Genomic DNA, 13,089 nt, shown 5'->3' with positions numbered 1-13,089 from the left:
TGAGTGATCACACGCGGGATCGCGCTTCAACCTAAAGGAACTGAAAACCATGGACTACTCTGTGTACTCGATCAACACCGTCTCTAACGAAAAAGTCGCTGAGCTCATTGATCAGCGCAAGTCCTTTGTATTGGAGGACGTGGGGAGGCTGAACATGACTGAGGCGGTTGCGACCTTGGAGAAGGTCATTGAGTCAAAAGGCCTGAAGTGCCGGGTCTATACCAAAGGGCGTATGGCCACGATGGCTGCGGCGGCGATTCCGATTTCTCCAACGGTAATTGGGGGATGGGCAGCGGGAATTGCGATGGGTATCCACAACTTGGCGACCTGGAATCCGGACTACGAGATCGCAAAAAACGCGGTTACGGGGACTTTGACGATTGATTACAAGCGCTAGGAATTGAGAGGGGGAGGGGCATAAGTACCCAGTGCTTCTTGCTGTTGTTGTGATCTCAAACAGTCCCGAATGATCGCATGTTAGCCTGCCAGCGCCAACTAGGTCGCTCGTCGCATCAGCCTGTTTTGTATACGGACGATGCAGGTTTGTCGTGTTGTTATTGAATCCCTTCGAGGTCTACCTGCGCCGGCCGCTCGCACGTCGGTTCGGCGCTTCTTCAGGCTCCAAGTGGTCAAGTGGAGCGGATGGCGATTCTATTGATTGAGCCATGATGCCAGCTGAATCGTCAACCGAGTTGGGAGGCGTTGCACCAGCCGCCAATTTGTCTTGGTTTCGTTTCACGTGATACTTCCGTAGCGATGTAGATATCTTTATCCTTGTGCTGGGAGACACACTATGCCCTGTGAGGGCGTGACTGATCTTCTGCTTAGTTTCAGGGGAAAGAGGAATGCCAGATATTTCCTGAACACGCTTCCAAGTACCAGTGTCTTTGTTGATTTGCCGATCAAGTGCCACCCAGTCTAGCTTTTTCACTTCTTCAAGAATTGTGTTTAGCTCAGTGACCGCAGGTGTCACCCTACTTGGGGCCGTATTTTTTTTGTGTTTCATAAACAGTCTTTTGAGAGCATGCAAGGCAACATGAAGAATTTGGGCTGATCTTAGTTTTACTATGAGTTTTGCGTGCGCACGCCAAGCAACCAAGTTAGTGGGTTTGCACATTGACAAACCCACTAAATCGAAAACATATTGGGATGTACTTTTCCATAGTGGCCTGTATCCCGGCTCCAAAAGAGCTTAGCCTGACAAGGGTATTTGTTGTGATTGCTTGAAATGCCCAGCGTTCACCTTCGATCGAGAGTGCCAGCCTTGGGTATGATGCCGCTCATTGTTAGCAGTATCTCTCGGCGCTTTATACCGTGCCTTTGGAACAATCGCAGCCACCATTCCCATTGCTGTCTGGGGTGGAGCAAGCAGCCCGGATTTGGGCAGTTGCTGCCTGCTTGCGGCGCTGCCCCACATACCAAACACTCACCCCAGCAGCGGCCGCCAAGCTGATGGCTACTGCAACGGCGATTCCGGCCGCCCCTTGGAAAAATTGGTCAATAGCCAGGATAGACAGGCCGGAGACCGACAACGCACCAATGATCGGGATCGCCAGGGGAATCGCACAACATGCTGCGCACGCACCCACCACACCCAACGTGGTCTGCTGCTAAGTAGCTACTCATCCCAACCTGTTCAATGCAGTCGTCAGTGGCTGGCCGGTTGCAAAACAATAACCGCCATTCCCACCAGCGCGATGCCGGCTCCAGCCATATCCCATCGGGTCAGTGCCACACCGTCAACCAGGTAGGGGTGATCTAGGTTTAGGTGCTATTTGTAGCGCTTTGGAGTGCGGGTAAACCCTAGTATTTCGAAGGGCCACTCGACATCAGCCTATGGGGCGGGGCTTCAACCCGTTGGCGAATGCGAAGACTCTCCCCGTGAGTAATTCGAAGTCGCCATCGCTCAGTACTTCCAGGATCTTTGTGCATATCCCCTCGACCCCCAAGAGTCGCTGTGTGCTCTGCTTCAAACCGGCACTGTCCAAAACTGCGTTCAGGACATCTATCGAAGTCGCCTGTCTTGTCGTGGGTGGCGATGTCTTTCTCCACTCGTCCCAATGCCGAAAGTAGTTTGAAGCCGCTGCAAGAACAGCTCCTGTTGGCGCCGATCGAAAATTGACACTGTCAAGATTCAATCGGCGCCAACATATCAGGTGGGCCGATACCGCGTCGTGGCCAACCCTGCGGGGTACGTACGCAACCGGGCTTCGTCGGTTTCCAGGGAGGACTTTCTGTTCGAGAACGAAGCATTTAGCAAGGAACTGGTGATTTCTTTGTACTGAGATGCCATGTCAGCAACTGCACCACACAGTTCGTAGAGCCCCATGGTGGCAACTTCTGCAGATAACGGCTACTGGACCGATGTGAAGACATATCCTTTCGCATCCTGCATGAACTCGAAGTTCACTTTCTTGCCCACGGGCAACTTGTCGAGCAGCATCTTGTCGTTGACCATGAAGCCCATGGTCATCGGAGGCCAGTTCATGCTGTTGACGGCCTCATGGGCGAGTGTGACGACGCCCGTTTTGGAATCAACCTTCTTAACCACGCCCGTGGCCTTGTGAGTCACTTTGGATTCAGCTGACGGCTTCATGGCTGAGTCCATGGGTTTCATATCCCCCATTTTTTGCTGGGCCAAAACTGCCGTAGCAGGCAACAGCAATGCAACAACGAGAGCAGAGTACGAGAACTTTTTCATTTAATTTCCTTGGTTGAAATGGTTTGAGCGAAACCGACGCTCGACTGCATGGATGTACGCGTTACTTTCACGCGCAGAATTCAAGTCGCATGAAGGGGTAAAAGAGAGAGAGGCTGGGTTCTACGGGTGTTCACCTCCCTGTTTTCTTTGGGTGCGGCGCATCAGCAAGTACACCGCAGGCACCACAAACATGGACAACAGCGGCGCCGTAATCATCCCGCCCACCATGGGCGCAGCAATGCGTTGCATCACCTCGGAACCCGTGCCCGTCCCCCACATGATCGGAAATAAGCCCGCCAGGATGACGGCGACCGTCATGGCCTTGGGCCGTACCCGTAGCACAGCCCCTTCGCGGATGGCATCCAGCAGGTCTTCGGTGCTGCTCTTACCCTGCGCGATGCGCTCATCCCAGGCGTGCTTGAGATACAACAGCATGATGACCCCAAACTCTGCTGACACCCCGGCCAACGCAATGAAGCCCACCGCGCCCGCTACCGACAGGTTGTAGTTCAGCAGGTACAGCAGCCAGATGCCGCCAATCAGGGCAAAGGGCAGCGTTGCCATGATGAGCAGGGCCTCGTCAAACCGCCGGAACGTCAGGTACAGCAGCACAAAGATGATGAGCAGCGTGAACGGCACCACCACCTTGAGCTTGGCTGTGGCACGCTCCAGAAACTCGAACTGCCCTGACCACGACACCGAGTAACCCGCAGGCAAGGCCACTTGCGCTGCAACGGCCTTTTGCATGTCTTGAACCGCAGAACGCAGGTCCCGCCCGCGAATGTCCACATATACCCAGCCGGACAAGCGGGCGTTTTCGCTGCGCAGCATGGGCGGGCCATCCGTGATACGGATGTCGGCCACGTCGGACAGCACCAGCCGCTGGCCGCGCTCTGTGGTGATGGGCAGCACACGCAGCTTTTCCAGCGAATCGCGGATTTCACGCGGATAGCGCATGTTGATGGGGAAGCGTTGCAAGCCCTCCACCGTCTCGCCGATGTTGTCGCCTCCCACGGCGGAGGTGATGACAGACTGCACATCAGCGATGTTCATGCCAAACTTGGCGGCGGCATCGCGGTTGATGCTCACGTCCACATAGCGTCCGCCCGTCAAGCGTTCAGCCAGCGCGCTGCTGACACCGGGCACGTCCTTGAGCGCTTTTTCGATCTCGCCGGTGAGGCGGTCTATGGTGGCCAGGTCGGTCCCGGCCACTTTGACCCCCACCGGGCTCTTAATGCCTGTGGCCAGCATGTCGATGCGGTTACGGATCGGCGGGACCCAGATGTTGGCCAGGCCGGGCACCTTGACGATGCGATCCAGTTCGTCCACCAGTTTGTCCTGCGTCATGCCGGGCCGCCATTGGTCTTTGGGCTTGAACTGGATGGTCGTCTCGAACATCTCCATGGGCGCGGGGTCGGTGGCGGTCTCTGCCCGGCCTGCTTTACCGTAGACGCTCAACACCTCGGGCACGGTTTTGATTAGCCGGTCGGTCTGTTGCAGCAGTTCGCTGGCTTTACCTGCGGACAAGCCCGGCAACGCGGAGGGCATGTAGAGCAAATCCCCCTCGTCCAGGCGTGGCATGAACTCACCACCTATGTGCTGGAGCGGCCACAGGCTCAAGCCCAGCAGCAGCGCAGCGACTGCCAGTGTGGCCTTGGGCCAGGCCAGCACCACGTTCAGCAAGGGGCGATACACAGCAATCAAAAAGCGGTTCAGCGGGTTGGCCTTTTCATCCGGGATACGACCCCGAATCAGGTAGCCCATCAACACCGGGATCAGCGTGACAGACAATGCCGCTGCCGCTGCCATGGCGTAGGTCTTGGTAAACGCCAGTGGTGAGAACAAACGCCCCTCCTGTGCTTCCAGTGTGAACACAGGGATGAACGACAAGGTGATGATGAGGAGCGAGAAAAACAGCGCAGGGCCTACCTCAGCTGCGGAATCCCCAATCACCCGCCAGCGGGCATCACCCTGGAGCTTTTGATCCGGGTGCGCATGGTTCCAATGCTCCAGATGTTTGTGGGCGTTCTCGATCATCACTACGGCGGCATCCACCATGGCCCCGATGGCAATCGCAATACCACCCAGCGACATGATGTTGGCGTTCACCCCCTGGTAGTGCATGACGATGAACGCGGCCAGAATGCCCAGCGGCAGCGACACGATGGCGACCAGGGCCGAACGAAGGTGGAACAGGAAGATGAAACACACCACCGCCACTACCGCAAACTCTTCCAGCAGCTTGAAGCCCAGGTTCTCCACCGCCCGCTCGATCAGCCCGGAGCGGTCGTAGACGGGAACGATTTCCACTCCCTTGGGTAAGCTGGCCTGCAAGGTTTTGAGTTTGGCTTTGACAGCGGCAATGGTCTCCAACGCGTTTTTGCCGGAACGCATCACGATCACGCCACCCGCAGCTTCGCCTTCGCCATCGAGTTCACCAATGCCCCGGCGCATTTCTGGCCCGAGCTGGATACGCGCCACATCACCGAGACGCACCGAGACACCAGTGGCCGTAGTCATCAGCGGCACTTTGCGGAAGTCGTCTAGCGATTGCAGATAGCCGCTGGCCCGCACCATGTATTCGGCTTCGCCCAGCTCCAGCACCGAACCACCAGCTTCCTGGTTGCCCTTCTGAATGGCTTCAACCACCTTGCTGTGCGGAATGCCGTAGGCCGCCAGCTTGTCCGGCTGTAGCACGATCTGGTACTGGCGCACCATGCCACCTATGCTGGCCACCTCCGCCACGTTGGGCACGGTCTTGAGTTCGTACTTGAGGAACCAGTCTTGCAACGCCCGCAGTTGGGATGCGTCCTGTGTTCCCGAGCGGTCCACCAGCGAATACTGGTAAATCCAGCCGACACCGGTGGCATCCGGGCCTAATGTGGCCTTGGCACCGGGCGGCAGGCGCGATTGCACCTGGTTCAGGTACTCCAGCACGCGGGAGCGCGCCCAATACAAGTCGGTGCCATCTTCAAACAGCACGTAGACGAACGAGTCGCCAAAGAAGGAGTACCCGCGTACCGTCTTGGCCCCCGGTACCGACAGCATGGTGGTGGTCAGCGGGTAGGTGATCTGGTTCTCGACGATGCGTGGTGCCTGGCCGGGATAGCTGGTGCGGATGATGACTTGCACGTCCGACAAGTCGGGCAAGGCATCCAGCGGTGTGCGCACCACGGAATAGACACCCCAGGCCGCCACGATCAAGGTCGCCAGCAACACCAGAAAGCGATTTCCGATAGACCAACGGATGAGCTTAGCGATCATGGCTTGCTCCCGGCTGGTTTGGCTGTGGCCGGTTTGGGCTCGGGGGCCATGGCGCTGATGCGGGTGATTTGCGGCAGGCCTTCCGCATCCATGTAGAACTCGAAGTTCACTTTGTCACCCGGCTCCAGATTGCGCGGCTTGCCGCTGGCAGGCAGCTTGAAGTCCATGGTCATCGCACCCCATTTGAGGGTTGGAATCGGGCCATGCGACAGGGTGATGCTGTCTTTGCCAATGCCTTCAATCCTGGCTTCGCCGTCATGGCGGGGCGCGGTATTGGCTGCGGTTGGCTTGGGCGCGTCGTTGAGGCGAGCCTCTACCCCCTTCAAACTGGCTTCCGAATCGATCAGAAACTGCGATGACACCACCACGCGCTGCCCGGCTTGCAGTCCCCGCTTGATTTCAGTTTGGCCGTTGCTCTCGATGCCGGTTTCCACCTCGACCGGACGGAATTTGCCTTTGTCTTCGGCCAGCATCACCACCACACGCTTGCCGGTCTGAATGACGGCTTCGGTAGGGATCAATAGGGATTTTTCGGCCCGCATGTCCATGAACTGCATGTTGACGAACATGCCGGGCACCAGCACATTTCCGGGGTTGGGCAGCTCCACACGGGCTTTGAGTGTGCGGGTCGCGGCATTCACCTCGGGCAATATCGCTTGCACCGTGCCGCGCAGATTGGTGCTGGGTGCGGCTGCGCTGTTGGCTTGTACCTTGGTGCCTGGGCGAACCAAGGCAGCCTGGCTTTCGGGCACCTCGGCGTTGGCCCACACGCTGCCAAGCCCGTTGATGCGGAACAGCGTGGCGCCCGGCATCACTGTCATGCCTTCACGGGCCATCAGTTCGACCACCACGCCGCCTATCGGGGCGACCAGTGTGATGCGGGCTTGGGTCTTACCGCTGCTCTCTACCAGTCGAACTTGTTCTTCGCTCATACCCACCTGGCGCATGCGCTGGCGGGCACCGTCAACCAACGTTGCCAGGTCTGTGCCTTGCATGCGCCGCACCGACAGAAATTCCTCCTGTGCAGCAATCCAATCGGGCACATAGAGTTCGGCCAAAGCTTGGCCCTTGCTCACCCGGTCCAAGGTAGCACGAACATGCAGACGTTCGATGTAGCCGGTGGCACGGGCCTGCACAAAGGCCTGGTCGCGTTCATTGAAAGCGATGTTGCCCACGGCAGAGACTTGCGGCGACAACATGCCCTCGGTGACTTCGGCGGTCCGAACCCCCAGGTTTTGCTGGATGCGTGGGCTGACGGTCACCTTGCTGCCGTCATTGCCCGTATCCCCGTCGGCATACACGGGCACCAGCATCATGTCCATGAACGGAGATTTAGCTGGCTTGTCGAATTTATTGCCGGGCACCATGGGATCGTGGTAATACAAAATCTTGCTGCCGTTGGCGGGGTCGATATCACCAGCCTTGACGCCTTTCTCAATATGGCGGCGTGTCGCGGCTTCACCTTCTGCAATACTTTGAGGAACCGCGCCGGGCGATACGTTTGCGGGTGTGGCGACGGCTCCCGCTGACGGGACGGCGGCGTCAGCCATGCCCATGCCGCGCTGCATTCCGATGTTGTATAGGCCGTAACCGCTCGCTGCGAGTACGCCCGCACCGACCAAGCCAATCAGCAGTGGTTTGAGTTTTGTCATGTTATTTCTCCGTTGCTGTTGTTGGGGTGGGGAGTGAGGGCTGGCGCGGCTCCTTAGTCGGTTGGTGCTCAGCAGGAATCAAGTACTCCAGCTGCGCCCAGAGGGCTGCGGTTTCCATCGCCAGGCGCAGGCGATCCATGCGGGTGTCGATTTCCATGCGCCGGGCTTCGAGTACCGATGTGAGCTGGCCACTCCCACCCCGGTAGGCGGCTATCGCGGCGCGGGTGCGCTCAAGCGAAAGAGGTATCAGGTCACTGTCGTAGTGCGCCAGACGTTCGTGGTTGCTTTGCCACTCCTGCAACCACATGCGGGTGTCTGCCACATGCTCCCGCGTGGCCTCCTCGCGTTGGGCACGCATCTGCTCGGCGGCAGCCAGCTTGGCGGACAGCTCCCGGTCTTGGCGGTTCTTTTGATCCCATTGCAATGGAACTGAGACGTTGACCGACACCATATTCGAGTAGGCCGGGCCTCGCTGGCTGTACATCAGCTCCACGCTCCAGTCAGCGCGTTTGTTGCTCTGTGCGACATCCGCATCTGCGCGAGCCACCTCTTCCTGCTTGGCCATCACGGCGATCTGGGGATGGTGGGCCAACTGGTCCTCCAGACCGAGCAGATCAAGAGGAACAGCGTCCAAGCTGGGCGGTGTATCCAGTGCCTGGGACGCATCTTCACCCACCCAGCGCGCCAGCTTGATCTTGGCCGTGCCAATCTGCTTCTCTATCTGGCGGATGCGGTCGTCTATCTGCGCCACCATGGAGCGCGCGGCAAATACATCCGCTTGTGTGCCACGTCCGCCACGGTAGGCGGCATCGGCGGCTTCGATCTGCAGACCCGCTTCGGCCCGTTGGGGGCGCAGTACGTCGAGCATGCGCTCCTGGTAATAGCGGTCCAGCCAAGCCATGGCGGTGTCACGCCGCAGGTTGGCAAGGGCCACGGCGCGGCCGGCTTCCGCGACCTCGGCCTCACTGTTGAAGCGGGCAGAGCGGGCCTTGCGCTTGTCACCGCGTGTGATCTCCTGCATCACACCGACAGACCGCATGGTCATGAAGTCATTGGTCAGATTGAACTGATCTGGCCCGTTGATCGGCAGGTTGTTGATGCCTAATTTGAGCGTAGGGTCAGGCAGTTGGCCAGCGGCAATGCCCATTTCGCGGGAGGCCTTGGCAGCGGTATCTTGGGCTGTGAGTTGATGTGATCGACCTTTGGCAAGCTGCAAAGCCCGATCGAGAGACAAAGCCTGTTGGGCGTAGCCGTTGACACTGACGATGGCTATACCCAGGGCCAATAAGCAGCCCCAAGAGGGACGGTGGCAACGGGGTGACGCACCTTTAAATGAATCAGAAAACATGGATTCTCCAGACAACGAAACAGTGGTTTCATGTCGGCCCGGTGAGGCAGCGCAGCTTGATGCTGGCAGCCGCAAACGGGCACGACCAATACACTGAACCAGCCTAATAGGCCGTCAGCGCAAATTCGTCTGGAAGATCAGATTCGGAAGCAGCAGTGCAAAATGGTGTGCGGCGGAGAAGCCGCAACCAGGGCACTTGGGGTGGCCGCTACGGGGGGCAGTTCGGCCACAGGCGCAGGCACCAGCGGCGCGAAGTACAACGCCATCAGCAAAACAGCAGGAACGGTCAAAGTGGATGCCTGGTCGCTTTGTTGTCCAACCTTGCAATGCTCGACACACAGGTTGGCATTCTGGGAATCCATGGCAACCGGCGCAATGTCTTCGCCCATGCTTGCGCAAGGAGTCGCCTGATTGCTCGCAATCGGCATGGCCGCAGTATCGGAGCTGGCTTTGACCATTTCCATGGACGGCATTTGAGTGTTTGCCGACACGGAAACGCCAGGACAAACATAAGCTGCAATGGCCATCTGCGCAAACAGCAAAACGCCAATCAGAACCCCGGCAACTGACCGCAAAAACTGGCGAGTCATGACAGCCATCCTGGTAAGGCGTCCATCCACGGCGCGCTCCACCCGGCGCGGAGAGCGCCAGTAAATTGAGGCTGCAAGTAGAACTGAACCGGCATAGCGGGTGTTTCGTTGGTTTCTGTTGCTGGGATCGTGGCTGTCACAAATAGTTCCCGAGATTGTAAAAGGAGGTAAGGTTTCGCCTTTTACTCACCCGGCGCAGCAGGAAAGCTGCTTCACGTCCTTGTTGAAGGTTTGCGCCGCGAGCTTCAGCCCTTCGACCATCGTCAGGTAGGGGAATAACTGGTCGGCCAGCTCCTGCACCGTCATCCGGTTGCGAATCGCCAGCGCGGCCGTCTGGATCAGCTCGCCTGCTTCCGGCGCGACCGCCTGCACGCCGATCAAGCGTCCGCTACCCACCTCGGCCACCAGCTTGATGAAACCGCGTGTATCGAAGTTGGCGAGCGCACGCGGCACATTGTCCAGCATCAGCGTGCGACTATCGGTCTCAATGCCGTCGTGGTGCGCTTGCGCCTCGCTGTAGCCGACGGTGGCGACCTGCGGGTCAGTGAACACCACGGTCGGCATCGCGGTCAGGTTCAGGGTCGCATCACCGCCGGTCATGTTGATGGCGGCGCGGGTGCCGGCCGCTGCTGCGACGTAGACGAACTGCGGCTGGTTGGTGCAGTCGCCGGCGGCGTAGATGTGTTCCACGCTGGTACGCATGCCGGGGTCGATGACGATAGCGCCTTGCGGGGTGAGCGCGACGCCCGCCGCGTCCAGGGCCAGACTGCGGGTGTTGGCCGCGCGGCCGGTGGCGACCAGCAGCTTGTCGGCGCGCAGCTCACCGTGAGCCGTAGTCAGCACGAATTCGCCGTCCCCTTCACCATGGACATAGGCGACCTGGCTGGCCTGCGTGTGTTCCAGCACCTCGATACCTTCGGCGCGGAACGCCGCCGTGACGGCTTCGCCGATGGCCGGATCTTCGCGAAAGAACAGCCTGCTGCGAGCCAGGATCGTCACCTTGCTGCCAAATCGGGCGAACGCCTGCGCCAGTTCCAGCGCGACGACAGACGAACCAATCACGGCCAGCCGCTCAGGGATAGCCTCGCTGACCAGCGCCTCGGTGGAAGTCCAGTAAGGCGTGTCTTTCAGGCCGGGAATCGGCGGCACGGCCGGGCTCGCGCCGGTGGCGATCAGGCAGCGGTCGAACATCACTACCTGCTCGCCGCCGCCGTTGAGTTGCACGACCAGATTGCGGCTATCTTTGAAACGCGCTGCGCCATGCAGCACGGTGATACCGGGTTTGCTCTCCAAGATGCCTTCGTATTTAGCGTGGCGCAGTTCATCGACGCGCGCCTGCTGCTGGGCCAACAGCGCTGCGCGCTGGATGGCCGGCGCAACCGGATGGATGCCGTTGTCGAACGGGCTTTCGCGACGCAGATGGGCGATATGAGCGGCGCGGATCATGATCTTGGACGGCACGCAGCCGATATTGACGCAGGTGCCGCCGATGGTGCCGCGCTCGACCAGGGTGACGCGTGCACCTTGTTCGACGACCTTTAGCGCCGCAGCCATCGCGGCCCCGCCGCTACCGATCACGGCAATGTGCAACCGTCCGGCGCTGTGGCTGGCCTTGTCCTCACTACCCAGCCATTCGCGCACCTTGCCAAGCAATCCGCCACCCACCGGAGTCACTGGCGCATCGGCGGCGAGCGTGGCCTGATAACCCGTTTTGGCCAGGGCGGCGGCCACGCTGGCAGTCAGCGCATCGGGCGACGTGCCGGAATCAATGTTCAGTCTGGCGCTGCCCTTGGCATAGGACACGTCCGCCGAGCGCACGCCGGGGATTTTCTCCAAGGCGTCCTTGACGTGCACTGCGCACGAGTCGCAGGTCATGCCGGTGATGTTGAGGGTGGTCATCCCATTGTTCCTTTTCTGTGTTGGCCGCCGGCTAACGCCGTCAGCCTTGTTTCGCGTGGCGTTCGCAGCCGTCCGGGCCGCAGCGACGGTGCGCGGGGTAGACGAAATCCCAGATCGACACGCCAATCATCAAGGCCAGGCCGACGTACAACAGGTTCGCTGTCCACCAGTTGCCCAGCAGCCAGACCGTGGCCGCGAACACCATGGCCGGCCCGATCATGCCGAGCAGACTGCGATGCCATTGCCGATGGCTGAACCAGCCCAGCCCGTTCCCCACGAAAGCAAGGGCGGAAAACAGCGGCAGCAGGCGGCTAATGAACAGGCCCTCGTACTGGCTCAGGAAGCCCAGTCCGATGGCTGCGCCAAAGCTGGCGAGCGCCGGGAAGCAGGCGGCGCAGCCCATCGCGGAAACGACACTGCCGAGCGCGCCGGTTTTATCGGCAATACGTGTCATCAGTCCCATGATGTCGCTCCCGGGTCAGTGGCTCACTGCTTGACGCTGGACGGATAGCCGGCATCTTCGGTAGCCTTGGTCAGCTTCTCCGCGCTAGTCTTGGTATTGTCGAAAGTGACGACGGCCTCGCGCTTCTCGAAGCCCACATCGACCTTGCTGACGCCTTCGATCTTGGAGAGCGCTTTCTTGACCGTGATCGGGCAGGCGGCGCAGGTCATGCCGGGAACCACCAGCGTGACGGTCTGGGTGGCGGCCCACACCGGGGCAACGACAGCGGCAAGTGCGAGGTAGGCAAATAGCTTGTTCATGGTGAACTCCTGGTTAGTAGAAAAAAGGAACGACATAGGGAAATCCAAGCGCGACCAAGGCCAGCACGGCCACGATCCAGAAAATCAGCTTGTAGGTAGTGCGCACCTGCGGGATCGCGCAGTTATCGCCAGGCTTGCAGGCTTGCACCGGTCGGTAAATGCGCTTCCAAGCGAAGTACATCGCCAACAGCGCAGCTCCGAGGAACCACGGGCGGTAGGGTTCCAGCACCGTCAGGTTGCCGATCCAGGCTCCGGAGAAGCCCAGGGCAACCAATACCAACGGTCCCAGACAGCAAGTCGACGCAAGGATGGCGGCCAGCCCGCCGGCGAAGAGCGCACCGCGCCCGTTTTGCGATTCAGACATAGGTTGGCCTTTTTGGAATTGGACAGCGTAAGATACTTCCGTACTTATGTACGGAGTCAAGCGATATGGCGAACAATTTTGAGAACCTGACGATTGGCGTTTTTGCCAAGTCGGCGGGCGTCAATGTGGAGACGATCCGTTTCTATCAGCGCAAGGGCTTGCTGCCCGAGCCAAGCAAACCCTATGGCAGCATCCGCCGCTATGGCGGTGCGGACGTGGTTCGGGTGAAATTCGTGAAATCGGCACAGCGGTTGGGGTTCAACCTGGACGAGATTGCCGAGCTGTTGCAGCTCGACGATGGCACCCACTGCGAGGAAGCCAGCAGCCTGGCCGAGCACAAGCTCAAGGACGTGCGCGAGAAGATGGCCGACCTGGCGCGCATGGAAACCGCTCTGTCTGAACTGGTGTGCGCCTGCCATTCGCGGCAGGGAAATGTTTCCTGCCCGCTGATTGCGTCACTACAGGGTGACGTCGACCGTCAATAACCTAGGTGAGATTTAATCACTGTT

11 protein-coding genes and 1 pseudogene are annotated in these 13,089 nt (G+C 59.4%); 2 read left to right on the top strand and 10 right to left on the bottom strand.

Going from position 1 to position 13,089, the window contains the following annotated elements; genetic code table 11:
- Positions 1-49: 49 nt before the first annotated feature.
- Positions 50-397 carry a hypothetical protein gene (locus C5F53_RS04660; protein ID WP_105260119.1) on the top strand — a complete coding sequence of 116 codons (348 nt, stop codon included), beginning with the start codon at positions 50-52 and terminating at the stop codon, positions 395-397.
- Between the two features lie 1,251 nt (positions 398-1,648).
- Here the strand turns inward: C5F53_RS04660 and C5F53_RS04655 are convergent.
- From C5F53_RS04655 to merT, 10 genes and pseudogenes are all read right to left on the bottom strand, one after another.
- Positions 1,649-1,750 (bottom strand): annotated as a pseudogene (locus C5F53_RS04655) (hypothetical protein); the annotation flags it as partial.
- 603 nt (positions 1,751-2,353) lie between these two features.
- Entirely contained in the window at positions 2,354-2,701 is a 348-nt protein-coding gene (locus tag C5F53_RS04650) for a copper-binding protein (protein ID WP_105260118.1), read from the bottom strand.
- Positions 2,702-2,821: 120 nt separating this feature from the next.
- The gene (locus C5F53_RS04645) at positions 2,822-5,965 is read right to left on the bottom strand and encodes an efflux RND transporter permease subunit (protein WP_105260117.1); all 3,144 of its coding nucleotides are present in this window, start codon (positions 5,963-5,965) and stop codon (positions 2,822-2,824) included.
- Positions 5,962-7,617, bottom strand: coding sequence for an efflux RND transporter periplasmic adaptor subunit (locus C5F53_RS04640; protein WP_105260116.1), 1,656 nt, complete (start codon positions 7,615-7,617; stop codon positions 5,962-5,964). Before C5F53_RS04640 ends, C5F53_RS04645 begins: the two co-directional genes overlap by 4 nt.
- Position 7,618: 1 nt before the next feature.
- Positions 7,619-8,902, bottom strand: coding sequence for a TolC family protein (locus tag C5F53_RS04635; RefSeq protein WP_236635210.1), 1,284 nt, complete (start codon positions 8,900-8,902; stop codon positions 7,619-7,621).
- Between the two features lie 200 nt (positions 8,903-9,102).
- Positions 9,103-9,555 carry a hypothetical protein gene (locus C5F53_RS04630; RefSeq protein ID WP_105260412.1) on the bottom strand — a complete coding sequence of 151 codons (453 nt, stop codon included), beginning with the start codon at positions 9,553-9,555 and terminating at the stop codon, positions 9,103-9,105.
- Between the two features lie 186 nt (positions 9,556-9,741).
- On the bottom strand, positions 9,742-11,454 hold the full coding sequence (gene merA, locus C5F53_RS04625) for a mercury(II) reductase (RefSeq protein WP_105260114.1): 1,713 nt from the start codon (positions 11,452-11,454) through the stop codon (positions 9,742-9,744).
- A 40-nt stretch (positions 11,455-11,494) separates the two neighbouring features.
- Positions 11,495-11,917 (bottom strand): organomercurial transporter MerC, encoded by a 423-nt coding sequence (gene merC / locus C5F53_RS04620; protein WP_105260113.1) that lies wholly within the window; start codon positions 11,915-11,917, stop codon positions 11,495-11,497.
- 23 nt (positions 11,918-11,940) lie between these two features.
- The gene (gene merP, locus C5F53_RS04615; protein ID WP_105260112.1) at positions 11,941-12,216 is read right to left on the bottom strand and encodes a mercury resistance system periplasmic binding protein MerP; all 276 of its coding nucleotides are present in this window, start codon (positions 12,214-12,216) and stop codon (positions 11,941-11,943) included.
- A gap of 13 nt (positions 12,217-12,229) precedes the next feature.
- A complete protein-coding gene (merT, locus tag C5F53_RS04610; protein WP_105260111.1) occupies positions 12,230-12,580 on the bottom strand; it encodes a mercuric ion transporter MerT in 351 nt (116 codons plus the stop codon).
- Between the two features lie 65 nt (positions 12,581-12,645).
- On the opposite strand from merT, the gene merR reads away from it, so the two are divergent.
- Complete coding sequence (merR, locus tag C5F53_RS04605; RefSeq protein WP_105260110.1) at positions 12,646-13,065, top strand: Hg(II)-responsive transcriptional regulator; 420 nt, start codon at positions 12,646-12,648, stop codon at positions 13,063-13,065.
- Positions 13,066-13,089: the final 24 nt, after the last annotated feature.

The sequence above is a fragment of the Rhodoferax sp. TS-BS-61-7 genome, assembly GCF_002943465.1.
Classification (GTDB): Bacteria; Pseudomonadota; Gammaproteobacteria; order Burkholderiales; family Burkholderiaceae_C; genus Allorhodoferax.
Note: the sequence above shows the minus strand (reverse complement) of the source record. Positions and strands in the feature narration are given on the sequence as shown.

Coding starts and splice junctions, on each gene's coding strand:
- C5F53_RS04660 (WP_105260119.1), top strand. CDS start 50: ATGGACTACTCTGTGTACTCGATCAACACCGTCTCTAACGAAAAAGTC.
- C5F53_RS04650 (WP_105260118.1), bottom strand. CDS start 2,701: ATGAAAAAGTTCTCGTACTCTGCTCTCGTTGTTGCATTGCTGTTGCCT.
- C5F53_RS04645 (WP_105260117.1), bottom strand. CDS start 5,965: ATGATCGCTAAGCTCATCCGTTGGTCTATCGGAAATCGCTTTCTGGTG.
- C5F53_RS04640 (WP_105260116.1), bottom strand. CDS start 7,617: ATGACAAAACTCAAACCACTGCTGATTGGCTTGGTCGGTGCGGGCGTA.
- C5F53_RS04630 (WP_105260412.1), bottom strand. CDS start 9,555: ATGACTCGCCAGTTTTTGCGGTCAGTTGCCGGGGTTCTGATTGGCGTT.
- merA (WP_105260114.1), bottom strand. CDS start 11,454: ATGACCACCCTCAACATCACCGGCATGACCTGCGACTCGTGCGCAGTG.
- merC (WP_105260113.1), bottom strand. CDS start 11,917: ATGGGACTGATGACACGTATTGCCGATAAAACCGGCGCGCTCGGCAGT.
- merP (WP_105260112.1), bottom strand. CDS start 12,216: ATGAACAAGCTATTTGCCTACCTCGCACTTGCCGCTGTCGTTGCCCCG.
- merT (WP_105260111.1), bottom strand. CDS start 12,580: ATGTCTGAATCGCAAAACGGGCGCGGTGCGCTCTTCGCCGGCGGGCTG.
- merR (WP_105260110.1), top strand. CDS start 12,646: ATGGCGAACAATTTTGAGAACCTGACGATTGGCGTTTTTGCCAAGTCG.